The organism is Flavobacterium sp. HJ-32-4, assembly GCF_022532105.1.
Taxonomy (GTDB): Bacteria; Bacteroidota; Bacteroidia; order Flavobacteriales; family Flavobacteriaceae; genus Flavobacterium.
The window spans coordinates 3,312,058-3,335,007 of sequence record NZ_CP092832.1 but is presented as its reverse complement, the minus strand read 5'-3'; the positions used below and the strand labels follow the sequence as shown (position 1 = coordinate 3,335,007).

General features: G+C 51.0%; 20 protein-coding genes. 10 read left to right on the top strand and 10 right to left on the bottom strand.

Translation table 11 applies throughout. From position 1 onward, the window contains the following. Positions 1–2 precede the first annotated feature (2 nt). The 4 genes from MKO97_RS14290 (at position 3) to MKO97_RS14275 (ending at position 4,031) form a co-directional block, all read left to right on the top strand. Positions 3–1,361: an HlyD family secretion protein gene (locus tag MKO97_RS14290; protein WP_241103886.1), complete on the top strand. Its 1,359-nt coding sequence runs from the start codon at positions 3–5 to the stop codon at positions 1,359–1,361. Further along, complete coding sequence (locus tag MKO97_RS14285) at positions 1,358–2,737, top strand: TolC family protein (RefSeq protein ID WP_241103885.1); 1,380 nt, start codon at positions 1,358–1,360, stop codon at positions 2,735–2,737. Before MKO97_RS14290 ends, MKO97_RS14285 begins: the two co-directional genes overlap by 4 nt. 53 nt (positions 2,738–2,790) lie before the next feature. Next, positions 2,791–3,381 (top strand): Crp/Fnr family transcriptional regulator, encoded by a 591-nt coding sequence (locus MKO97_RS14280; protein ID WP_241103884.1) that lies wholly within the window; start codon positions 2,791–2,793, stop codon positions 3,379–3,381. Positions 3,382–3,482: 101 nt separating this feature from the next. Then, positions 3,483–4,031 (top strand): carboxymuconolactone decarboxylase family protein, encoded by a 549-nt coding sequence (locus MKO97_RS14275; protein ID WP_241103883.1) that lies wholly within the window; start codon positions 3,483–3,485, stop codon positions 4,029–4,031. A 30-nt stretch (positions 4,032–4,061) separates the two neighbouring features. On the opposite strand, the gene MKO97_RS14270 is transcribed toward MKO97_RS14275, so the two are convergent. From MKO97_RS14270 to MKO97_RS14245, 6 genes are read right to left on the bottom strand one after another with little or no spacing between them, the layout of a single operon-like run. Beyond that, positions 4,062–5,030, bottom strand: a complete 969-nt coding sequence (locus MKO97_RS14270; RefSeq protein WP_241103882.1) for an L-threonylcarbamoyladenylate synthase — start codon at positions 5,028–5,030, stop codon at positions 4,062–4,064. Positions 5,031–5,069: 39 nt separating this feature from the next. Then, the gene (locus MKO97_RS14265) at positions 5,070–5,522 is read right to left on the bottom strand and encodes a hypothetical protein (RefSeq protein WP_241103881.1); all 453 of its coding nucleotides are present in this window, start codon (positions 5,520–5,522) and stop codon (positions 5,070–5,072) included. Further along, on the bottom strand, positions 5,522–5,791 hold the full coding sequence (locus tag MKO97_RS14260; RefSeq protein ID WP_241103880.1) for a hypothetical protein: 270 nt from the start codon (positions 5,789–5,791) through the stop codon (positions 5,522–5,524). The genes MKO97_RS14265 and MKO97_RS14260 overlap by 1 nt, the downstream gene beginning before the upstream one ends. A gap of 8 nt (positions 5,792–5,799) precedes the next feature. Further along, entirely contained in the window at positions 5,800–6,651 is an 852-nt protein-coding gene (locus MKO97_RS14255; RefSeq protein ID WP_241103879.1) for a DUF6671 family protein, read from the bottom strand. Next, positions 6,652–6,828, bottom strand: coding sequence for a hypothetical protein (locus tag MKO97_RS14250; protein WP_241103878.1), 177 nt, complete (start codon positions 6,826–6,828; stop codon positions 6,652–6,654). A gap of 12 nt (positions 6,829–6,840) precedes the next feature. Next, entirely contained in the window at positions 6,841–8,277 is a 1,437-nt protein-coding gene (locus tag MKO97_RS14245; protein WP_241103877.1) for an NADP-dependent isocitrate dehydrogenase, read from the bottom strand. Between the two features lie 91 nt (positions 8,278–8,368). On the opposite strand from MKO97_RS14245, the gene MKO97_RS14240 reads away from it, so the two are divergent. Next, on the top strand, positions 8,369–9,292 hold the full coding sequence (locus tag MKO97_RS14240; protein ID WP_241103876.1) for a LysR family transcriptional regulator: 924 nt from the start codon (positions 8,369–8,371) through the stop codon (positions 9,290–9,292). A 143-nt stretch (positions 9,293–9,435) separates the two neighbouring features. Here the strand turns inward: MKO97_RS14240 and MKO97_RS14235 are convergent, their stop codons facing one another. Further along, a complete protein-coding gene (locus tag MKO97_RS14235) occupies positions 9,436–10,062 on the bottom strand; it encodes an NADPH-dependent F420 reductase (protein WP_241103875.1) in 627 nt (208 codons plus the stop codon). Further along, positions 10,059–11,570 (bottom strand): alpha/beta fold hydrolase, encoded by a 1,512-nt coding sequence (locus MKO97_RS14230; RefSeq protein WP_241103874.1) that lies wholly within the window; start codon positions 11,568–11,570, stop codon positions 10,059–10,061. The genes MKO97_RS14235 and MKO97_RS14230 overlap by 4 nt, the downstream gene beginning before the upstream one ends. A 132-nt stretch (positions 11,571–11,702) precedes the next feature. Here MKO97_RS14230 and MKO97_RS14225 point away from each other — a divergent pair, with 132 nt between their 5' ends. The 4 genes from MKO97_RS14225 (at position 11,703) to MKO97_RS14210 (ending at position 19,472) form a co-directional block, all read left to right on the top strand. Then, positions 11,703–12,050: a helix-turn-helix domain-containing protein gene (locus MKO97_RS14225; RefSeq protein ID WP_241103873.1), complete on the top strand. Its 348-nt coding sequence runs from the start codon at positions 11,703–11,705 to the stop codon at positions 12,048–12,050. A 169-nt stretch (positions 12,051–12,219) separates the two neighbouring features. After that, positions 12,220–12,795 carry a Crp/Fnr family transcriptional regulator gene (locus MKO97_RS14220; protein WP_241103872.1) on the top strand — a complete coding sequence of 192 codons (576 nt, stop codon included), beginning with the start codon at positions 12,220–12,222 and terminating at the stop codon, positions 12,793–12,795. A gap of 495 nt (positions 12,796–13,290) precedes the next feature. Then, positions 13,291–13,875: a Crp/Fnr family transcriptional regulator gene (locus MKO97_RS14215; RefSeq protein ID WP_241103871.1), complete on the top strand. Its 585-nt coding sequence runs from the start codon at positions 13,291–13,293 to the stop codon at positions 13,873–13,875. A gap of 635 nt (positions 13,876–14,510) precedes the next feature. Further along, the gene (locus MKO97_RS14210; RefSeq protein WP_241103870.1) at positions 14,511–19,472 is read left to right on the top strand and encodes a T9SS sorting signal type C domain-containing protein; all 4,962 of its coding nucleotides are present in this window, start codon (positions 14,511–14,513) and stop codon (positions 19,470–19,472) included. A gap of 132 nt (positions 19,473–19,604) precedes the next feature. Here the strand turns inward: MKO97_RS14210 and MKO97_RS14205 are convergent, their stop codons facing one another. After that, positions 19,605–20,303, bottom strand: a complete 699-nt coding sequence (locus MKO97_RS14205; RefSeq protein ID WP_241103869.1) for an OmpA family protein — start codon at positions 20,301–20,303, stop codon at positions 19,605–19,607. 15 nt (positions 20,304–20,318) lie between these two features. Then, positions 20,319–20,795: a lipocalin family protein gene (locus tag MKO97_RS14200; protein ID WP_241103868.1), complete on the bottom strand. Its 477-nt coding sequence runs from the start codon at positions 20,793–20,795 to the stop codon at positions 20,319–20,321. Between the two features lie 166 nt (positions 20,796–20,961). Between MKO97_RS14200 and htpG the strand changes: the two genes are divergently transcribed. Then, positions 20,962–22,848, top strand: a complete 1,887-nt coding sequence (htpG, locus tag MKO97_RS14195) for a molecular chaperone HtpG (RefSeq protein WP_241105537.1) — start codon at positions 20,962–20,964, stop codon at positions 22,846–22,848. The last annotated feature ends 102 nt before the right edge of the window (positions 22,849–22,950 follow it).

Sequence of the window (22,950 nt, the reverse complement as noted above, 5' to 3'; positions counted from 1 at the left end):
CCATGTTAAACATATCTAACCAATACAAAGCGTCGTCAGAGAAATTGCAGACGTACAAAACGGTCCGCTATCTCGAGAACCGTCCGCATTACAAGTTGCTTAACCGCATTGTCGTCGGATTGGCCATACTGGGAGTTTTGGTACTTTTTTTGCCCTGGACGCAGAACATTTCCGGGTCGGGCTTTGTCACCACCCTCAAGCCTGACCAACGACCACAGACCATTCACTCCGCGATTGCAGGCCGGATCGAGAAATGGTATGTCCAGGAAGGGGACTTCGTTAAGAAGGGCGACACCATCGTATTCCTTTCCGAGATCAAGGATTCGTATTTCGATCCGAACCTCGTCGAGAATACCCGGCAACAGGTAGAGGCAAAGAAAAGTGCCCTTCAGTCGTATGGTGGAAAAGTGACCGCGCTCGAAGCGCAGGTAGTATCGCTGGCCCGTGAAAGGGAATTGAAGCTCCAACAGGCTGCCAATAAAATTCGCCAGGCCATCCTGAAGGTGCGTAGCGACAGTATCGATCTGGAGGCCGTACGCACCCAGCTTAAGATCGCCAACACCCAGTTCGACCGGGTAACGCAGCTCAACAAAGAGGGCCTGAAAGCCTTGCCGGATGTAGAAGAGAAACGTCTTAAGCTTCAGGAATCCCAGGCGAAGATCATCACCCAGGAAAATAAACTGCTTTCCTCGCGCAACGATCTTATAAATGCACGTGTCGAAATCAACCGCATACAGGCAGAATACGCCGAGAAAATCTCGAAGTCAACCAGCGATAAGTTCACGGCCCTCAGCAGCCAGTATGACGCCAGTGCGGAAGTGAACAAACTGAAGAACCAGTATGCCAATTACAGCATCCGTAACGGACTCTACTACATCACGGCGCCACAGAACGGGTATGTAAACCGGGCGTTGCAGGGCGGACTTGGGGAAACGATTAAGGAAGGCACCCCGGTGGTGAGTATCATGCCGTCGAATTACCAAATTGCCGTCGAAACCTATGTAGACCCCATTGACCTGCCCCTGATCGATAACGGCGCGCCCGTGCGTTTGTGGTTTGACGGATGGCCCACCATCGTGTTTTCAGGATGGCCAGGACTGTCGTATGGTACGTTCGGCGGACGCGTAGTGGCGATTGAAAAATACATCAGTCCGAACGGCAAATACCGCGTGCTGATAGCCCCCGATAAAGACGACCAGCCGTGGCCGAAACAGTTGAGTATCGGCGCCGGTGCCCAAACGATCGCCATGCTGGATACCGTGCCGGTGTGGTTCGAACTGTGGCGGACGCTCAATGGTTTCCCGGCCAATTATTACAAAGGTGCGGATAAGAAGGAAGAGAAGAAGGAGGCTGGAAAATGAGAAAGTTCCTGACCCTTTTCTCCGTATTCTGTGTAAGTGTACTCTCGGCCCAAACCGAGCGTATGTCGTATGCCGAATACCTGGGGTACGTCAAGAAATACCATCCATTGGTACGACAGGCCAACCTCGAAGTCAGTGCGGCCCAGGCGGCTTTAATGGTGGCAAGGGGTGGTTTTGACCCAAAGATTGAGGTCGATTATACGAAAAAGGAGTTCAAGGGTATCGACTATTACGATCTTTTGAATTCGACCTTTAAGATTCCGACCTGGTACGGCATCGAGGTCAAAGCGGGTTTTGAACAGGCCGATGGTATCTATGTAGATCCACAGGTTTCGACCCCTACCGACGGCCTCGCCTTCGTTGGCGTGCAGGTGCCGCTGGGGCAGGGGCTGTTCATTAACCAACGTATGGCCGACGTGCGGGCCGCGAAAGCACAGTTGCGACTTGGGGTCGTACAACGGCGGTTACTGGCCACCCAGGTTTTGTATGATGCTTCCAAAGCGTATTTTCAGTGGAAACGGACCTATGAGGAGTTCACTTTATACGGCCGTTATCTTGAGTTTGCTCAAGTTCGATACGAGGGCATCCGTAAACTGATTTTGGCGGGCGATAAACCGGCCATCGATAGTGTGGAAGCGGGTATCACCGTAAAAAACCGTCGCCTCTCGCTTGAGGAATCGCGACTAAAGCTGACCAAGGCCCGGCTTGAGCTCTCCAATTATCTTTGGATCGACGATGTTCCGGTAGAATTGTCGGAAACCATCATGCCTGAGGAACGGCTTGCGGAATCTATCGTACAGACCCTTGAGTTGGAAAAGGCCATCCTCGACCCGACGTCGGTGGAAAACCATCCGAAAATCGAAAGCCTCAAGGTCAAGTTGGATGTGCTTGAAATTGAACGGAAGCTGAAAGCCAATGCGCTGTTACCCCGGCTCGATGCGAGTTACCAATACCTGTCGGCGCCTTCGTATTTAGGGGACTACGTCGGACAGGATTACAAAATCGGGCTCAACTTCAGTTTTCCGTTGTTTCTTCGTAAGGAACGAGGTTCGCTGCGACTGGCAAAGCTGAAGATACAGGACGGGAATTTCGAATTATCGAACGAAAGGTTGCAACTCCGAAATAAAATCGAAGCGCAGAAAGCCGAAATCAACATCCTGGCCGGACAACAGTTGACCATCGCGGAGCTTGTAAACGACTACAACCGCATGCTGACATCAGAGGAACGCCTGTTCTCAGTAGGTGAAAGTTCGGTATTCCTGATCAATACCCGTGAGAACAGCCTTGTCAGCGCGCAACTTTCGCAGATCGACCTGCAAAACCGCTATTTGCTGTCACATGCCGAGTTGTTCCGGGTGTTGGGTGGTGCGGAATAAGGGTAGGAGCGACGCTTTTTTTGCCTATTTTCGTCACACCAGGATGACGATACATGGACGGCCCCGCGCAATTAAAAGACTTTCTACGACGGTTTGACCTGCTTTCGGAAGACGAGCTCGACCTGTTCGTCGGCGCTTTCGCGGAAGTGCGAATCAAGAAACGACAGTACATCGTGCAACCCGGTTTTACGGCCCACAACCGGCACTATGTGGTGCAGGGGGCTTTCCGGTCATTCGTAGTGGACGACCATGGAGGCGACCACACGATTTCGTTTGCCATTGAAGATTGGTGGATCACGGATTACAACAGTTACATCTTCCAGCAACCGGCGACGATGTTTGTGGTCGCGCTTGAGGATAGCGTCATCCTTCAAATCAACTACGAAGCCGAAAAGCAACTGAAGAGCGGCCATCACCGGTTTGAGACCATCTTCCGGATTATGGCCGAGCGTGGACTCGCCTTCCAGCAAAAACGGATGGTATCAAACCTTACGCAGTCGGCCGAAGGACGCTACGACCACTTTATCGAAAAATACCCTCAGGTGGCGCAGCGACTGCCGCAGTATGCCCTGGCGTCGTATCTGGGCATGACAACGGAATTCCTTTCTAAAATCCGGAACAACAAGGTGCGCCGGAAAAGTTGAACTGCTTCAAGCTTTTTTCCTAAACTACTTCATTTTGCAGGGCGTGTAGATGGCCCAACTTTGTCTTGTCAATAATGACATACCATCTAAAAGCAAACAAAATGGAAACCGTTACCAACATCCGCTTCACTGTTCCGCAAAAAGCAGACGTATCCACCCCCAACCAGGCGTTGTTCGACACGCTGCACAAGTCACTCGGTTTTGTGCCGAACCTGTACGCGTACTTCGCCAAAAACGACACCGCCCTCGCTGATTATCTGACGCTTCAGAACCGAAAAAGCACGCTGCGCGCCAAAGAGCGTGAGGTCATCAACCTCGTAACGAGCCAGATCAACGGCTGTCGCTACTGCCAAAGTGCGCACACCGTATTGGGGAAACTGAACGGATTTACTGACGAACAGGTACTCGAAATCCGCAGGGGAGCCGCTTCCTTTGATTCGAAACTCGATGCCCTGGCCCGGTTTACGGCGGCCGTGGTAAGCGATCGCGGACATGCATCGGCTGAGGCCAAAGAAGCCTTCTTTGCTGCCGGTTATACGGAAGCGAATATGATCGATGTCATTATCGTTGTAGGCGATAAGATCATATCCAATTACCTTCACAACCTGACGGGGTTTGAGATCGACTTTCCGTTGGCGGATGCGCTTTAATTAAAGAAGGAGGCCACGTGCCTCCTTTTTTTATTCCAATACGTGAAGGGCCGCGCGCCGCAGTCGGTCGTTCAGCGCTTCACCGAGCCCGGTGTTCGGTACATATTCGGCAATAATGGCGTCGAGTCCGGCTTCGTCAAGCGTGTGCAACGCCTCATACAGTCGGTGTGCGGCTTCTTCCAGATTTCCAGAAGGGGATAACACGATTTGCTCCTTCCAACCGCTCATGTCATATTGTTTCCGGAACGCCAATAGTCCGTAGCGGCCATCCGGCATCGAAAGACGTAAGGTGGCGGCTCCGTGTGTAAGATATAAAGGGGTTCGGGGTGCGTAATGCGAGGTCGACATGCCCGCAGTCACGACTGCTTTCTGTCCGGCTTTAGGATGCTCGACACGGCCCACAACCGCTTCGATGGCGGCTATTGGCAGGCTTCCGGCGCGGTAGACCACCGGGGTTTCACCCTTGAAGCCGATGATGGTCGATTCAATGCCTTTTTTGCAGGAACCGCCGTCCAGAATATAAGGGACTTTGTCGCCGAGTTGTCGCTCGACGTGTTGGGCGCTGGTCGGGCTGATGTAGCCATACGGATTCGCGCTCGGCGCCACCAACGGAAAGGGGAGCGCCTGCAACAACGCTAACGTCAGCGGATGATCGGGTACCCGCACGGCCACCGTGTCTTGTCCGGCGGTGACCGAGAGCGAGATGCGCTCGGATTTCGGCAGCACCATCGTCAGCGGTCCGGGCCAGAAGTGGGCAGCGAGCTTTCGGGCGGTTTCCGGCACGTGTGTCACGAACTCATCAAGGCGCTCGACGCCGGCCAGGTGTACGATTAATGGGTTTTGGCGCGGCCGTTTCTTGACTTCGAAAACGCGGCTGATCGCCGTTTCGTCAAGGGCATTTCCGGCGAGTCCATAGACGGTTTCAGTAGGAATGGCCACTACGTCTCCGCGTGTCAGCCACGCTACAGCCGGTTCTAGTTGCGAACTGATTTCTGCCATGTCAACAGTTTTGGACTGCAAAGATACGCATACGTCAGGTTATCGCACATCGAGGAACCGGTGGGTGGTGCCGCAGGCCAGGATTCCCCGCACCTGTATGGCGCCCGAGGCCACTGATGCGGCTGTGCGGAGTGCCTCCCGCAGCGCGATGGCCTGGTTGCGGATAAGCTTCCGCGAAAGCGTATACCCACGGTCGGAGGGTACCCGGAACTTCCGGATGACGGCGTCATGCGCCACGTCGGGTACGAAGGTGGACTTTAGCGCCCGCTTGACGAAACTGCAGTCTGGACTGCCGATGATGCAAATCTCACGGATACGGGCGGTAGTCACGAGTTGCATGAGTTCCACACTCCGTTCGGTGTCGATCGGCTCGACTACCGCTGCCGGCGTGGCAAAATGGTAGACGTCGCCGAATTCCCGTTGGATAAGGGATTCGAGGTTACAGCAGGGGCAGCTGAACACCAATCGCGGACACAAGACGGTATGTGGCATCAGTCTAGGCTTCGGATCTGGATGTCACAATGGATGGCTACCGCACTACTGTCGAGGGCGTCGAGCCATGCCACGAGTTCTTCGCGTGACTGGGCCAGTTCGTGCATACGCTTTTCAGAGTGGTCAATGTCGGTTCCGAAGCGCTCGTCGTCGCTGAATTTTTTCAGTTGGTGGTAGCGGATTTTATACGAGAGCAGTTCCACGAGAAGCGTTTTTGCGCTTTCTTTTGTGAAGGCACCCTCCATCAGTTTTGTTTGGTGTGTTTTCATAAGGAGTGTCATGGGTTACAATAGTTACAATACATTGGGTCTTCCTGGGTTTTGCCATGCGGATATCGTCGTTCCGCTTCATGGCCGCATTTTGCACATTGGCAGATAAAGGCCAGTGTGGACGAGGTGGGTTGGTGGCAGAGGGAGCACGGTAATCCTTTTACCGACCGGGCAATGCCGAAGCCTGGTGTGCCGCAGGATGGGCAGCATGAGTGTACTTTTTCCAGCAATTTTTCCGTCGCTCGTTCGATAACCTTCATCCTTGTGGGGTTATGATGGGCACGCATATCGGTCTCTACGTATGCGCATCCGTGTTGCTCCATCGTTTGGCGCCAGGCTGTCAGCAGTGTGTCCCAGTCCCCGATTCCTTTTACCAAGCCCGTTGTGGTGTTGGCATCCCGCCGTATGATGAGCCGATGGGAAGGAAATAAGGCTTTGTCGGCAAAGGCTTTTAGCGCACTTTCGGATGTGATAGCCTCACCTGCGAAATTGGTTTGCAGGCTCAGTTCGCGTTCGATGACCTCTATGTCCTGTTGTTTGTCTATCAGGATGATGAGTTCGTCGTCGGCTCCGGCAAACCAGGCGGAAGGATGGGGTCCGAAGGAACCTTCATTCGCTATCGCGAGGTCGTAGCCGTATCGCTCCATCGCCATCCGGCATTTCTTACGCAACGTGGCAAGTGGGTCATCGCCCCGTTCGACCTCACCGGTGAACGTCCCTAACAGGTCGGTGTCGAAATCGTCGGTTGTCAGTGCCGTGACGCCCAAGCTTTTCTCTACCAGTGGCGCGATGACCCGCTCTTTGCCATGTTTCGTGGCGATCAGCAACTGTCGCCCTTCAAAAAAATGCCGTGCCTCCATTTACCGCAGGGTCGACTTGATACGCAACGGGTCGCCGTTTCGCAATGCCGCCAGGAATATCGGGATGGAGAGGGCCTTGGCGCCGGCCCCCAGAAAGAGATCGTCGGTGGCCCAGCCCATTGTGAATACGACTACGGCGAGCACTGTCAGGCATACGGGAAGGAAGTTGCGTTTCATAGTTGGGGGTTTTTATTGACCTTGTCCGAGTGAATAAGCGGCCCGTCCGTCGAAGGTGTAGAGGTTTTCGGTCTTGATGACGTCTACTCCCAGGCTCTCGGCCGTCTGCATCAGTTGGAGGATGTGCTGCTTGGTGATGGTCGCGCCTTCTACCGGCTTGAAACGACATCTCCAGTGGTCGGTGCAGTAGGTTTCAGGGAAGCCATCAGGGTATACCTTGATACCGCGGTTCGTGATCATGTTGAGTTTTACCTCGGCTCCGTCAAGTGGTTGGATTTTCGCCGCCAGTTCGGATGCATTGGTTCCGGCCCAGTGCACGAAGATATCGACACCTACGAGGTCTTTTTGCGCGGCTGGTTTCCGACGGTATTCCGGAAGGTTCATGACTACGTCGGTGGCATACTTCACCGGTTTCAGTTTCACCGGCGTTTGGCCCAGGCGCGCAATGACGGCCTCGGCGAATTCGCGTGTGCCCACTTTCTCGGTGCTGGCGCCCTCTACGAAGACATCGTACGTATGGATTCCGTCTTCAATCGTCTTTAGCCAGGCGTTCTGTACTTTCTCGGCAATATCCTGTTGTCCGATGTGGGTCAGCATCAGGATGGCACCCTGAAGGAGCCCGGATGGGTTCGCGAGGTTTTGTCCGGCGCGACGCGGTGCCGATCCGTGGATGGCTTCAAACATGGCGCACTCGGCTCCGATGTTCGACGATCCGGCGAGTCCGACCGAACCTGCGATCTGGGCCGCTACGTCGCTGAGGATGTCGCCGTAGAGGTTTGGCATGACGATGACGTCAAAAATCTCTGGAGTGTCGGCGAGTTTGGCGGCGCCAATGTCGACGATCCAGTGCTCGTTTTCCAGTTCCGGATATTCAGCGGCAATTTCATCGAATACCTGGTGGAAGAGTCCGTCGGTCTGCTTCATGATATTGTCTTTCGAGAAGCAGGTCACCTTTTTGCGACCGTATTGACGGGCATATTCGAAGGCGTAGCGGATGATTTTCTCACAACCCGGACGGCTGATAAGTTTGAGGCACTGCACGACTTCGTCGGTTTGCTGGTGCTCGATACCGGCGTATAGGTCTTCTTCGTTCTCACGGATGATGACGACATCCATTTTCGGGTGTTTCGTCTGTACGAACGGATGAAGGGTGAAGCACGGACGCACGTTGGCGTAGAGTCCGAGCGATTTGCGTGTGGTAACGTTCAGGCTTTTGTAGCCACCGCCCTGTGGCGTGGTGATCGGCGCCTTGAGGAACACTTTGTTCCGGCGGATGATATCCCATGATTCCCTTGCAATACCTGAGGTATTACCCGACAGGTATACTTTCTCACCCACTTCGATTTCGTCGATTTCGATGCGGGCACCTGCCGCCTTGATGATGGCCAGTGTGGCATCCATAATTTCGGGTCCGATTCCGTCGCCTTTGGCTACTGTAATTCGCGTCATTGAAAATTGCTTTTTGGTTACAGGGCAAAGTTGGGGCGTGTTTTCGATAAATTTTTATTTAACTTTGATATATCTTATATAAAATATTTTTATGAACTATACGCTGAACCAGTTGCGCATTTTCGCCATGGTCGTGCAAACGAAGAGTATTACGAAGGCAGCCGAGGAACTGCACCTGACCCAGCCGGCTGTTTCGATACAGTTGCGGAATTTCCAGGACCAGTTTGAGCTTCCGTTGATTGAGATTGTCAACCGGAAGCTGTTTGTGACGGACTTCGGACTTGAGATTGCCGCGGCGGCGGAGACCATCCTCAACGAGGTGCACGCCATCGATTTTCGGATGCATGCCCACAAGGGACAACTCACCGGTAGGTTGAAGATGTCGGTGGTGTCGACCGGAAAGTACATCGCACCTTACTTCATCGCGGATTTCATGAAAGCGAACGAAGGGGTCGAATTGTACCTGGATGTGACCAACAAAGCGCAGGTGATCGCTTCCCTCGAACGCAATGAGGTCGATTTCGCGTTGGTGAGCGTCTTGCCTGAGAAACTACAAATCGACAAAGTGGAGTTGATGCAAAACAAGTTGTTCGTCGTAGGGAATTACGACCGTACCTTCCCGGAAACGGAGCAGGGGAAAGCGATTTTCGAGGAAATACCGCTTATTTACCGCGAACAGGGGTCGGGTACGCGCCACGTGATGGAACGCTATATCAGCCGTAACCGCCTGCCTGTGCGAAAGAAGATGGAACTCACCAGCAACGAGGCGGTCAAACAAGCCTTAATCGCCGGACTTGGGTATTCGATCATGCCCCTCATCGGTATCAAGAATGAACTGCTGAACCGCCAATTGCAGATTATTCCCGTCAAGGGTTTTCCAATACGGTCGACCTGGTATTTGATTTGGTTGAAAGAAAAACGACTCGGACCCGTTGCGACGGCCTATCTCGACTTCCTTAAGGCGGAGAAGGAGGCCATCATCCGGCAATGGTTCGATTGGTTTGAGCAGTGGTAGACGCCCTATTTCCTAAAAAAACAACCCCAGACGCTTCGGTGTCCGGGGTTGCAGCCTAACCAATAACAAAAACAAACCTATCCTATATACGTAGAACGATGACGGAAGGTTTGTTAATTGATTACTAAAGTTATACGAAGGGATCAGCGATGCAGTAAACGGAAGGCGATGCCGCGCCCCATTCCTTGCATGATCGCGAGATTGATCCAACTGAGGGCGAATTTTTCCAACAATTCCACTTTATCGGCTTTGCCAAAATCGATGCAGGTGCCGAAGCCACAATCGAGTGCCAACTGTCGGGCTACCTGTTTGGCTTCGACGTTGTCGCCGGCCATGAACATGTCGAGGGCCTGGTCGGCATACAACGGATCCGCCATGTTTTCGAATCCGGTCGAATTGAAACATTTGACAAGCCGTGCGTTGGTGTGTTCGGCCAGAAAATGGAAGGCTGTTGCGTAGCCGTTCGGTAGGGGCATGATCGCGTTGGTCGCGTCGATGATAACAGCGTGGCTCAGGTCGCCGCCTAGTGCATCGGCTAATTCGATTACAGCGGCGGCGGGTGTGGCCAGCAGGATCACCTGGCTTTGGGCTATGGCTTCCGTAACGGTGAGGAAGCGGCTTTCGCCAAACTCGTCAACGAGTCGTCGGCTTTTATCTGAAAGGGGAAACTGCGCGCCGAATACGACCGTGTGTCCGGCCTTTTTCCAGTTGCGGGCAAGCGCGGCCCCGACGTTTCCGAGGCCGATTACGGCAATGCGATAGGGTATCATAGTGTTTGGAACGATTGTAGGATGGAAAGGAATTCAGGGCCCTGCACCACAAAAGGCAAATGGCTGGTTTTCATTGTGGCTGTTTTGCGAACGGTGCCATCGGCTTTGACCATTTTCTGTTGGAGCGCAAGCGGGATGGCGTGGTCGTTTTCGGTGAAGATATAGTATTTCGGGATGCGGGCAAAACCGGCCGACAGGGTGGTCGGTTCGGTAAACCCTTTGGTCGGTTCGGCCCGGTGGTATTTTACCAGCATTTCTTTGATCGATGCCGGACAATCCGCACATACCACATCGGCGATGGCGTCTTTTTGGATGCTTACGAGGGCCCCGTTGGCGGAATACTCAAAAATGGGAATGGGTTTCTTCCCGAAGAAATCGTCGTTGATGGCGGCAATACTTTGTCCGCTTTTTGGGAGGTAAGCCGCTACATACACGACTTTTTCGACTTTGTCGGCCCGTTGGTCGGCTGCGGCAGATACGATGACGCCTGCCATTGAATGTCCGACCAGGATCACTTTACCCGGTGCCGCGTCAATGGCGTTCGTAACGGTTTTGACGTAATCGTTCAGGGTGACCTCCGTGCCGGCCGTTGGATCGATACCATGTGCGGGAAGGTTGACGGTCACAACGTTGGCGTGCTCGGCCAAAGTCGTGCGTATGCCACCCCAGGCACTCTCGTCGGCCCAGGCACCGTGTACGAAGATATAGGTAGGATAGCGTTTCGCATCCTCTTCCAGGGCCTGCACGACCAGCTCGGCTGCTTTGGCGCCGCTGTTCTGTTGTTGGCCGGTGATGAGGTTACCACTTCGTATGGCGAAGGCATCGAATGCGTGGGCGGTTTCGAAATGGGTGTCCGGCAGCTTGCGTGCTTCGTCTTCGATACGGAACGGCTGGATTTTCATCCCTACATACGCATCCGCATAATTTTCTTCACTGTTCGCGAATCCTGTCCAGTGTTTTCCTTTTACGATGAGGTTGCCATCGGGAAGACGGGCGTCGAGCAAGAGGCAGGTGCCATGGCAGATGGCCGCGGTCGGTTTTCCGGTTTGGTAGAAGTTGCTGAAGAAGGCCAGCAGTTCCGGGTTTTTATAGAAGGTGTACATCGGCCCTTGCCCGCCACAGACGAAGATCGCTTTGTAGTCATTGGGGTTGATGTCGGCCAGTTTCTTCGAGTTCGCGAGCCAATCGCGTTTGGCCGGGTCTTTTTTGAAGCCTAGCGACAGTAGGTCGAAGGCCGCGTATCCGCTTGCATCTTCCGGGTCACTGAAGCTGTCGAAAAAGAGCGCGCCACCATTCAGGGACGCCACGTCGACTTTATAGCCCGCTTCGGTGAACGTCCAATAGGGGTGGGTGAGTTCGGAATACCAGACGCCGATGGGCCATCCGGTTTGTTTGCTGGTGGCCTGGTTCGAGGCAATCATCAGTATCTTGCCTTTGTAGCCCGCATTGTGTTGGGCATGTGCGATGCACGTCAGGACGAGCATGGCCAGTAGTAGCCGTTTTTTCATAAGGAGTTTTTGTTTAACACTCCAAAGCTACGCCCGGAAAAGCCCTGCTTCAAGAGTGTTACCAAGGCGTGCGGAACACACTTTTTGGTAAGTAAGGGTTGTTTTTTGGTATCTTCGTCTAAAACGCATCATATGCCTGACTTCATTATCAACGGACGCGTCTATTATAACCCGGTGCAACTGGTGATGGAACAGATTGGAGGTGCCTGGAAGGCCCCGATCCTGTGGCGGCTTCGCGACCAGGTGCGGCGCTATGGGGAATTGCGAAAGGACATTCCGCATATTTCCGACAAAATGCTGACGGCACAGTTGAAAGAACTCGAACGGGACGGGTATATCGTGCGGAAAGTCTTCGCGGAAGTGCCGCCGCGCACCGAATATTCGTTGACACCGAGGGGGCAGGAGGTGCTGGACATCATCGTTCAAATCCGAAATTTCGGACTTAAGCTGATGGAGGAAGAAGGCGTATCTAAAAAATAGTGGGCGCAGTAGTTGTTGAAAGACTTACAAAATAAGTATGAAAAGGAGGTCTATTTCGTTAAAAATTGGCTGTTAAGTTAATTTTTTAATCTGCTAGGAGGGAATTTTCAAAAAAAGTATCTTTACGCGGTTTTTCAGGTAGCTCTTACCCCCAAAAAAGAGTTGCAGCATGCCGCTACATCACTTAGTTAATTACATATCGGGCATAACGAATGTGTCTGAGACAGACGAGCTTGTTCTCGAAAAAGCGTTCCACTGCATGGAGGTGCCGCGGGGAACGATCGTAGAATCGGATGGCCGGGTTGTAGAGAAAATGTATTTTTTGGTTGATGGCGTTATGCGGATGTCGTGTAACCATGATGGACTTGAGGTTACCACACAGCTTGTGCACGGTAATTCGCTTGTTACGGTATTTGAGAGCTTCGTCAACCAGGAGGTTTCGACCGAAACGTTGAGTGCCGTCACGGATTGTCATTTGATGTGGGCAGACAAGGCCTCTTACGATATCCTGATGAAGGAAACGGTGTCCTGGAAATATGTCTGTAAATATAGTTACGAGCGTTTTTTGGCCGAGTCGCGGCAACGGTCACTCGACCTTCTTACGTTGACCGCGGAAGAGCGCTATCAAAAGCTCTATGCCAAGCGGCCGGAATTATACCAGCATGTGCCGCTCAAATACATTGCTTCTTATCTGGGAATTCGCCCGGAGACACTGAGTCGGATACGCAGCGCGAAAACAAAATAAGAGCGGTTGGATCACTTTACGAGTCGCTTAGGTGAACCTTATTTCTGTGAGAAAATTCATTTCTTGATACAGGTCAAGGCGAATCTTATTGTGTCGGGTTATTTTTGGCTAAGCCCATAGGATGAACACGAAGTAAAACGGTTCGACTTACCTGAGAAACCACACTGGGGCTTTTCGAGAGCTGTTTTTCAGCGATCTACCAATTTTGCATAGAGGGCGCACGAGGGGTTGGGGGACTACCACGGTGCCCTCTTTTTTGTCTTAATGGAGGGGCGTCTGATTGATCTAAAAGAGGTTCACGTAAGTATGCCACTTTGCACACGGCTTAGTTTAAATATTTGTTTAATGACTTATGGCTTAGTATTTTGTTTATACGCTTAATTAACTGATATTTATAGATATCTAGTTTTTTTTATTGCAGTTGATATATTAAACAATAGTTAATATATTTGAGAGGTTTTTTCAGGTAACTCTTACCCCAATAAGAGTTCGCATATGCCCATCAGCAATTTTCTGCGTTATGTCAATACTATCATGCCAATCGATTCGTATGACGTTACGACGCTTATTAACCTACTTCGCGCTGTTAGCGTATCAAAGGGCCGACTTCTGGAAAAAGAGAAGCGGAAGGTTGATACCCTTTATTTTGTGGTAGAGGGATATGTTCGTGTCTATTTTGTTGATGATGGTGAAGAAATCACGACTGAGCTTGTCGGTCCTGGCGGCCTTGTAACGGCATTTGAGAGTTTTGTGACAGGTCATCCCTCGCGTGAAAGAGTGTCAGCCTTATCTGATTGCGTTTTGATTGCTATTGATAAAGAAAGTTATGATCAATTGCTTTCCAACACCCTGGTTTGGCGACATGTATGTAAACAAACGTACGAGCACCTTATACAGAGTTTGCGCGAACGTACACTAGATTTCAGAATGCTAACAGCCGAACAGCGTTACCAGAAACTTCTCTCGGAACAACCCGAAGTCTATCAAAACGTGCCGTTGAAGTTTATTGCCTCTTATCTTGGTGTCACACCCGAAACGTTGAGTCGCATTCGACGCTGTGGTGCGTTGCGGCTCAAATAATATCCTTTCTCTACATCTCACCATCGTCAGTTAACCGTCTCTTGATGGAACGGAGAAATAGTGTGACGAAATGCCATTTTCTTTCGCACACCTCCGCGGTTTTGTCGTTTGTTTCTCACTTCTTGACAATTGTCAAGCAGCCCGCTTTGTCATATTTATAATTTGTTCATTGTTTTTTTATTAAAACTGAACAATTCATCAAGTTAGAAGGGCTACATCACAGTTTATAGTAGTGATTTTGTGTGATAATGATAATTAATTTGATTTCACAGCCTTCGCTACTTTCTTACCAAAAGTCAAGTGTTTCCATTACATCAACTTTTAGATTTGTCTAACTTTTTTTCTAAAATGTTAAACATTTTTTAAGAGGGGCGTTCTGCGGAGTGAGTGGCGCATATTTAGCAAGCGCTCTGTCAGAACTCGTGCTCTTGAAAAAGTGTCGGAACTGTATTCGAAAAAGAGATTCTTGGCTTACGGGATTGTCTCAATCAGGCATTGATGCATTGACGTTCTTTTTATATATAGTTTCTTAATTGAACTGGGAAGCCGTCCGTTTGGGGGGCGGCTTCCCTTTTAAAAAACTCCGCCATTGTTGGATTTGTCCCCAAAAATCAATAACCCAAAACACCTAATTTATGCAACATCGCTACAACAACATGCAGCCAGGTCATAGCGCCACCCTTACAGCTGAGACTCGTGCTACCACTGACAACAGGCGTCTCAATAAGATGACCCTTTTTTTCTACGTTCTGGCAGCATGTCTGGTCTTTGGATGGGATAGCACGGCCCAAACCACGTATTACTCAAAGCCTTTTTCTACTAATTTTGCGAATCGAACCTCTTGGGGAGTTAACGGCAATGGCAGCGGCGCGGCACCGGCAGCTATTACTAACGCCGACAACTATGTTATACGTAACGGCGCGAACATGGTATTGAACGCATCAGCATCGGTGCGTCAGCTTACCATTGAAAATGGCAGTCTTTCCATAGGGTCCAATACGCTTACGGTAAGTCGCGCCACGGGGAATAACACCACGTTATCTATTACGTCCAGTGGTTCACTCTCTTTAAGTAATGGCGGTACGCTTGTATTGAATGGAAACTTGACTGCCGCGAGTGGGGCTATCCTCTCCCAAAGTGGTGGAGATATCATAATTGACGGTAATAATAACGGTATTGCCGCATCCAGCGTTGCTACGGGAACACCATTGTTTTCATTTACATCGGCAAGCGCCATCAATCTTTATTTTACTGGCGGACGTCTCATTATTGTAGATCCGCACGTGGGAAGCGGTGCGTCAGACCAGGTATTTGTCATCCCTTCCGGAATCTGCACCTCTAACAGTTCGCACAGGCTTGTGTTGGGTGATGGTGTTTCCACAACCGTAGGTGGGGCACTGGCCATGCGGGTCAGTATACCCACAACACTTACTATGGGCTCGTTGGAAATCAATACCGGATCCGGTGCCAATAGATACGCCAATATCGCCGATAGCTTTCGCATGAATGGTTCGCTTACGGTCACAAGCGGGGAGTTCCGGATACTGGCTACGGCGGGCTTACAACTGGGTGGTAGCCTTACGAATAATGGCACGCTCAGCACGCTAGGCTCGATTGCATTTACTGGCAGCAGTAACCAGACGGTCTCGGGCGCTGGCGTCTTCCAAAACGCGCTTAGCGGTGCCACGGCCAATTTTTCCGCCCTGGATTGTGCCAATACGAATGGAGGCGTGACATTCTCGAATGCCAATTCTTTGTTATCAGGCAGCAATACGGGTACAGTGTCTGGTATGCTTACTTTAACAAGCGGTACCATTGACACGCTTGGTTCAACATTTATTGTCGGAACTGGCCCGGCGCTGAATGACGATCTCTCTTTCATTTCAGGCGGATTTGCACCTACCGCCGTTTTGGGTCGTTGGTTTGGTGTTGACGCCGGCTCCAGACCTTTCTATATGGTCGGACAAAATGGAACCAAAAGACGGGACGTCACGGTCTCAAAAACAGCCTCTACCACTGGGGGAATCGTGCGCGTAGGGCCCATGATAGATGCAAATAACGTTTCGTACAATTCGATTCTCGATAACGATGGCTACACTGTCAACCTGCGAAGCAATACGGGATGGGCGGTCGGCCAAACGGGGATCACCGGCAGCGCTACCTTCGATCTCAGTTTCGACGGGGAAGATGTATATGCCCCGTTGCTGTACGCGCCTATCAACGGCAATCACCATGTGACATCGGCTAATACGCCCGCACCGGGTAATCATGCATCTGGTACTAATTATATCAAAGCAAACCGGGTAGGCATACCCTTGGCCAACCTAGCGGATACCTATTACATTGGTTCTTCCTTCAGCGATATCAACACTTCTGGCGACGTAATTGCGATACAGTCAGGTGATTGGTCGGATTCATCCATCTGGAGCACTGGATCTGTTCCTACTCCCGGCACCGGTGCCTACATCCTGGAAGGGCGGGTGCTTACAGTAAGTGGAACCGCGAATGCCAAAACGCTTAATGTCCGTCCGGGTAGTTCTGTCACAATCTCCTCGGGTACATTTGCCGTAACCGATTCCGTAACCACGGGCGGAAGTATAACCGTCAATGGCGGAGACTTCAATGTCGGCGGAGGTTCCGGTACGGGTATGGCGGTAAATACCGGCGGCAGCCTGACGCTTTCCTCAGGCGCGGTAACCATCGGTCCGGCGGGTGGTGGCGATCGTACTTTTCTCTTGAATGGCTCGTTTATCTTATCGGGCGGTACTTTTACCCTAAACGGTAACTTTAAGGGTAACTCAGGGAGCAGTTTTAGCCAAAGCGGAGGCGAAATGGTTGTTGACGGTAATGGCGGTGGAAATGCGGTCGGAAGCGTCCAATCGGGGAACAAAATCTTTGACTTTACTGCTTCAACCACCGCAAGCCTTGCTCTTTCAGCAGGCCGTATTACGATTGTAGACCCACATGTGGCCAACGGTGCATCGACCCTAAGCATTAGCATTCCATCCGGGATTGTATTTCCACTGTCTCATGTTTTTCGCTTTGGAAACGGCGTTTCCACCGACGCGGGCGGTAACCAGGGGTTTTATTTTACCACTTCCAATATGTATTTTGGCGATATCGAGATTGAAACGGGCAGCGGCACCAACCGCTTCGTGTCTTCCCCGCAAATCGATATTGCGGGTGATTTGACGATTACTTCGGGCGAAATCCGTACCAATTTGCTCAACACGGGCGGCAGTATTTTCAATGAAGGTATCGCCACGATCGATACGCTGTGGATGCGGAATGTCGATCCAACGGCAACGGCGCAATTGCTAACCGGAAATGGTGTTTACCGTAACGATGCGGTTGCTCCAACTGCAACCTTTAATCGTTGGGAAATCTACAAGCAGATGTCAGCACCCGTGACCACCACCCAGGTGATTACCATTAGGGATGTAATGAAGGTGGAAGCAGGTTCTTTCAACTTTAGCAATGGCGCCTATTTGGTGATACCGTTGAATTCCCGTCTTGAAGATGGCCCCAATAATATCGAGATTAATGGCGAAGTACGAATGGAAGTACCTACTGTGGCATCGGTCAATGAAATTCCAAATGCGTCTCCTTTCTTTAGTAGTGTGGATCCTTTAAGCATTTCGAATTACGGTGTTTGGTTTTCGATGGTTGGGAATGGAATAAGTAGCGTTTGGTTGTCGTTTAAACCACACGTCAATTCGGTTGGTCGTCCGTTTTATGGTTACGGTCTTGCATCAAGGAAGGTAGAGGTATCCGTGTTAACCGGGGCAGCGAACATATCCGCTGTCAGGGTATACTTTTATTCACTGGTAAACGAACCATCGGGGATTTTTCGTTCCAATGACCTGGAAGGAGTTTACTATCAGCCTCCTACGTTTTTTCCAGAGCGTGCACCCGTTTACATGGAGTTGACGCCGTCCCAAATTCCGGGCTATTACGCTTTGGCCGAAAAGTGTTTTAACACGGTTTGGAACGGTACCAGTTGGTCGAATGGTGCGCCAAATGATTACTACGATCCTTTTTATGGCATACCAGCCACCGCTGTATTTGAAGGAGATTACAATGCATCAGCCGATTTTTTCTCGTGTGGGATCATTGTTAACAGCGGCAACGTCACAGTTGGTTCTGTTGACGCAAACGGAGAGCCGGTTACGGCATACGACTTCGACCTATCAGGACCGATAACGGTAAACGGTGGCTCCCTCACTTTTGAGCAGGGTAGCAACTTGTTGCAATCGGATTACGCATTTGCCAATTCGGGATTGGTTACCTTTAAAACCAACGTCAAGATATGGCGCCAGGACTATGTTTACTGGGGGAGCCCGGTATCCGGACAAAAATTGTTTGCCTTTTCTCCTTTGACGCTTTGGAACCGTTTTTATACTTATAATGTAAATTCCTCGTCCTTCGTGCCGGTATTCAGCAGTGCATCTGATCCGACGATTGGGACCTATGATTTTGTGACAGGGAGAGGGTATATGGTGCGTGCGCCCAACAACTTCCCGAATCCGCCGTTTTCAGGTGCTTCACCTACAACATTGTTTATCAGTCAGTTTACAGGTGTTCCGAATAACGGTCGTATCGCGGTACCAACAATAAACGGTACGAACTACAACCATATTATTTCGAATCCGTTTCCTTCGACAGTCGATGCCGATGCATTTCTCGCGACCAATCCCGGCAGTCTCTACTTCTGGGCGCATCATGACCAATTGGTTGGCGGCTCTAATTATGCCATGTACAACAATACCGGAGCTACCGCAGCCTTCCAGGGCGGAATGGTACCCAATGGCACCATACAGGTAGGGCAGGGCTTTGTTTTCAGCAACACTTCCAATCTGTCTGCTGTGAATTTTACACCCGATATGCGGACTGGAAACAACCAGGGGCAGTTTTTCCGAAGTGCAGTAAGTGGCGAAAACAGCCGTTTTTGGTTAAACATCGAAAGCGAAACGTCTAAAGGTAACCAGATGCTGTTGGCTTATCTTGATACGGCCACGATGGGTGAAGACGTAGGTTATGACGGACGCCTGCTTCCTAGCGGAAACTGTATTGCTACGATGATCGGAGGTGAACGATATGGCATACAGGCGCGCTCATCATTTGATGATAATGATATTGTGCCGATGGCACTTCATGCGGAGACGACGGGTACGATGACCATCTCTTTTGACCATGCCGACGGCGTTTTTGCAGGTGAACAGGGTATCTTCCTCAAGGATAACATTACAGGTAGTGTCACCAACCTGAAAGAAACACCTTATAGTTTCACGACGGCGGCAGGTGATTTCAACGACCGTTTTCAAATTCAGTATACAAACACGACGCTGGGAATACCCGACGTAGCTGGCATCCCGGTAGCGGTCTTTACGGATAAGGACGGTTTGACGATCCACGCTTTGTCCGCGGGTATTGAAAAAGTGCAATTGTTTGATATCCGGGGCCGAATGGTTCACACAATAATGGCATTAGGGGAAAATGAAGTGCGCCTTTCAGTGTTGAACCTTGAAAAGCAAGTATTGCTTCTGAAAATTACCTTGACCGACGGTTCGATAGTAACCCGGAAAGTCCTCAACTAGTACGTTCTTATTTATACATAGATTTTTTTGCATGAAAAGGCCTCCCCTTCTGGGAGGTCTTTTTGTTTAAGGAGGACGCAATAAAAAAGACAGCCGTTTCGGGCTGTCTTCTTCATTGGATGTATGTTGTAATTAGTTCTTCGCTGCTTCCTTCGCTGCGTCGGCCTTCATTTTCTCGTTGGCCGTGATAGCGAATTCTACCCGACGGTTCTGCGCTTGTCCGTCTTTGGTGTCATTGGTGGCAATTGGATCGGCTTCTCCCATACCGGTTGTCTGGATACGGGCGGCGTTGATGCCTTTTGACGCCAGATAGGCCTTGACCGAGGCGGCACGTTGCTGTGAAAGGGTCAGGTTATAGTCATCCGGACCGGTGCTGTCGGTATACCCGTAAATGACGATGTCGGTATCCGGATACGTATTGAAAACGGTCACCAGTTTGTCGAGGTTCGCTTTGGCGGTAGGTGTCAGCGTCGACTTATTGACATCGAAGCGGACGGCATTTTCTTTCAGTGTCAGCTTGATGCCTTCCCCTACGCGTTCTACTTCTGCACCAGGTACGGCGTTGTCGATTTCACGTGCCTGTTTGTCCATTTTGTTGCCGATGATACCACCGGCCACACCGCCTACGACACCACCGATGACGGCGCCAAGGGCTCCTTTTCCGCCTTTTCCGACGTTGTTGCCCAGCACGCCTCCGATGACGGCCCCGCCCACGGCACCGATGGCGGCACCACGTTGGGTATTGTTCGTGTTCTTGACGGCTTCACAACCGGTCAAAAGGCCGCTTCCGACGAATGCGAGCGAAAGGGCTATCGTTGTTATTTTTTTCATGGTAATGGGATAAGGTTAGCGTTTTTGGAATTGGTATACGACTTCGGTCATTTTGCCGGCTACGTCTACCCGGTCTACCAACTGGAAAGAGGTAGGGGTTTGGTTGGCCATTGACAATACATAACCGTCACGCACTTTACGGGCTTTCTCGCCTGCGTTCAATACTTTCAGCACGAACTGTCCTTCTTTGTTGACGAACCAGGTGATGGGCGAGTCGAAGGCTGCGCAATTGGCACCGCCGGCGAGCGACATGGTTCCTTTATTGTTATTGGAGACAAGATGCCACGAACTTCCTTCGAAGCACTTCGAGTCGGCGAGTCCCAAAGAGAAAACACGGATATACTCCGATCCCGGATAGGAGACCGACGTCAGTGTCCAGTCGCCGCTGAGTCCGCGCTCGGATTTGTTGTCAAGTTTGGTACTGGTAGCCGAAGTGGATTTGCAGCTAACGGCCGCAGCCGCCAGAAGCAGGAATACTACTGCTTTTTTCATGTGTGCGAATAATGGGTTTATCCTGCAAAAATACTTCGGTTTTCGAAATTCGACTTGTACAATTACCTATTTTTCTTTCAAATGGCATTAAACCGACAATTTGTCATTTTCCACGGGTGTGGTATTCCTTTTGCAGGCCGCGGGCAAATCCATAAAAGCACGACTCATGACAACAGGAAAAATCAACGTTTCGGTAGAGAACATCTTTCCCCTAATCAAGAAATTCCTTTACAGCGACCACGAGATCTTTTTGCGGGAGCTGGTTTCGAATGCCACCGACGCTACCCTTAAACTCCGTCACCTGACACGCATCGGTGAGGCAAAGGTTGAGTATGGGCATCCGATCATCGAAGTCAGGATCGACAAAGACGCTAAAAAACTGCACATCATCGACCAGGGTATCGGTATGACGGCGGATGAAGTAGAGAAATACATCAACCAGGTGGCGTTCTCCGGCGCGGAAGAATTCCTTGACAAATACAAAGAAGCAGGGAGGGATGCGGGTATCATCGGTCATTTCGGACTTGGTTTCTATTCGGCTTTTATGGTCGCCGAGAAGGTAGAGATCATCACCAAGTCGTTTAAAGACGAACCTGCGGCCCACTGGACCTGTGATGGCAGCCCGGAATTCACCCTGGTGCCGTCTGACAAAACCGATCGCGGAACGGAAATCATCCTGCACATCGCCGACGATTCGACCGAGTTCCTGGAAGAGCACCGCATTTCGGAACTTCTTCGCAAGTACAATAAATTCATGCCGGTGCCGATCAAATTCGGAACCCGCACAGAAACCCTTCCGAAGCCGGAAGATGCCGGAGACGATTACGTTGCTGAAACCGTCGAGACAGACAACATCATCAACAACCCTGAGCCGGCCTGGACGAAGCAGCCAACCGATCTCACGCCAGAGGACTATAAGTCGTTCTACCGCGAATTGTATCCGATGCAGTTTGACGAGCCGCTCTTCCACATCCACCTGAACGTAGACCACCCGTTCAACCTGACCGGTATCCTCTATTTCCCGAAGCTGGGTGAAAACCTCCAAATACAGAAAGACCGCATCCAACTCTACCAAAACCAGGTATTCGTTACCGATAATGTAGAAGGTATCGTGCCGGAATTCCTTACGATGCTTAAAGGCGTGATCGATTCACCGGATATCCCGCTGAACGTATCGCGTTCGTACCTTCAGGCCGATGGCAATGTGAAGAAAATCTCGAATTACATCACCCGTAAAGTCGCCGACAAACTGAAATCGCTCTTCAACGAGAACCGCGCGGATTTCGAAGCGAAATGGAACGATATCAAGATCGTATTGGAATATGGCATGCTTTCAGAAGACAAGTTCTATGAGAAGGCGGGGGCTTTTGCGCTCTACCCGACGGTGGACGGCTCGTACTTTACGCTGGAGGAACTAAAAGAGAAAGTCAAGGAAAACCAGACCGACAAAAACGGTAAGATCGTCTTGTTGTATGCCGGAAATAAAGAAACGCAGCACGCGTATATTGCTGCGGCGAAAGACAAGGGGTATGAAGTGCTGTTGCTCGACTCGCCGATTGTGTCGCACCTTATCCAGAAACTGGAAGGCGACAACTCTGACATCACGTTCGTTCGCGTTGATGCCGATCACGTTGACAACCTGATCAAGAAAGACGACGCGGCCATTTCGAAGTTGTCAGATGAGGAAAAAGAACAACTCAAGTCGGCGGTAGAAAAAGTCGTGCCTACTCCGGGCTACACCGTTCAACTCGAAGCACTCGACAGCCAGGCGGCACCGTTCCTGATCACGCAGCCGGAGTTTATGCGCCGGATGAAGGAAATGAGCCAAACCGGTGGCGGTGGCATGTTCGGGATGGGCAACTTCCCCGATATGTATAACCTTGTGGTGAACACGAACAGCGACCTGGCGACGACCATCCTGTCAACCGAAGACGAGACGGTGCGCGAAGGCCTGGTCAAACAGGCACTCGACCTGGCGAAGATCGCGCAGGGACTCCTGAAAGGCGAAGAACTCACCGCATTCGTGAAACGCAGTTTCGAACTGATCAAATAAAGAAGGCCACCGCAAGGTGGCTTTTTTGTAGGATAAAGAGAATGAGGTATCTTCGTTACACACAACTCCCAACACCCAACACCTAACTCCTAATTCCTAACC

Bases quoted from the DNA above. Each gene is read 5' to 3' on its own strand.
- MKO97_RS14290 (WP_241103886.1), top strand. From the start codon at position 3: ATGTTAAACATATCTAACCAATACAAAGCGTCGTCAGAGAAATTGCAG.
- MKO97_RS14285 (WP_241103885.1), top strand. From the start codon at position 1,358: ATGAGAAAGTTCCTGACCCTTTTCTCCGTATTCTGTGTAAGTGTACTC.
- MKO97_RS14280 (WP_241103884.1), top strand. From the start codon at position 2,791: ATGGACGGCCCCGCGCAATTAAAAGACTTTCTACGACGGTTTGACCTG.
- MKO97_RS14275 (WP_241103883.1), top strand. From the start codon at position 3,483: ATGGAAACCGTTACCAACATCCGCTTCACTGTTCCGCAAAAAGCAGAC.
- MKO97_RS14270 (WP_241103882.1), bottom strand. From the start codon at position 5,030: ATGGCAGAAATCAGTTCGCAACTAGAACCGGCTGTAGCGTGGCTGACA.
- MKO97_RS14265 (WP_241103881.1), bottom strand. From the start codon at position 5,522: ATGCCACATACCGTCTTGTGTCCGCGATTGGTGTTCAGCTGCCCCTGC.
- MKO97_RS14260 (WP_241103880.1), bottom strand. From the start codon at position 5,791: ATGAAAACACACCAAACAAAACTGATGGAGGGTGCCTTCACAAAAGAA.
- MKO97_RS14255 (WP_241103879.1), bottom strand. From the start codon at position 6,651: ATGGAGGCACGGCATTTTTTTGAAGGGCGACAGTTGCTGATCGCCACG.
- MKO97_RS14250 (WP_241103878.1), bottom strand. From the start codon at position 6,828: ATGAAACGCAACTTCCTTCCCGTATGCCTGACAGTGCTCGCCGTAGTC.
- MKO97_RS14245 (WP_241103877.1), bottom strand. From the start codon at position 8,277: ATGACGCGAATTACAGTAGCCAAAGGCGACGGAATCGGACCCGAAATT.
- MKO97_RS14240 (WP_241103876.1), top strand. From the start codon at position 8,369: ATGAACTATACGCTGAACCAGTTGCGCATTTTCGCCATGGTCGTGCAA.
- MKO97_RS14235 (WP_241103875.1), bottom strand. From the start codon at position 10,062: ATGATACCCTATCGCATTGCCGTAATCGGCCTCGGAAACGTCGGGGCC.
- MKO97_RS14230 (WP_241103874.1), bottom strand. From the start codon at position 11,570: ATGAAAAAACGGCTACTACTGGCCATGCTCGTCCTGACGTGCATCGCA.
- MKO97_RS14225 (WP_241103873.1), top strand. From the start codon at position 11,703: ATGCCTGACTTCATTATCAACGGACGCGTCTATTATAACCCGGTGCAA.
- MKO97_RS14220 (WP_241103872.1), top strand. From the start codon at position 12,220: ATGCCGCTACATCACTTAGTTAATTACATATCGGGCATAACGAATGTG.
- MKO97_RS14215 (WP_241103871.1), top strand. From the start codon at position 13,291: ATGCCCATCAGCAATTTTCTGCGTTATGTCAATACTATCATGCCAATC.
- MKO97_RS14210 (WP_241103870.1), top strand. From the start codon at position 14,511: ATGCAACATCGCTACAACAACATGCAGCCAGGTCATAGCGCCACCCTT.
- MKO97_RS14205 (WP_241103869.1), bottom strand. From the start codon at position 20,303: ATGAAAAAAATAACAACGATAGCCCTTTCGCTCGCATTCGTCGGAAGC.
- MKO97_RS14200 (WP_241103868.1), bottom strand. From the start codon at position 20,795: ATGAAAAAAGCAGTAGTATTCCTGCTTCTGGCGGCTGCGGCCGTTAGC.
- htpG (WP_241105537.1), top strand. From the start codon at position 20,962: ATGACAACAGGAAAAATCAACGTTTCGGTAGAGAACATCTTTCCCCTA.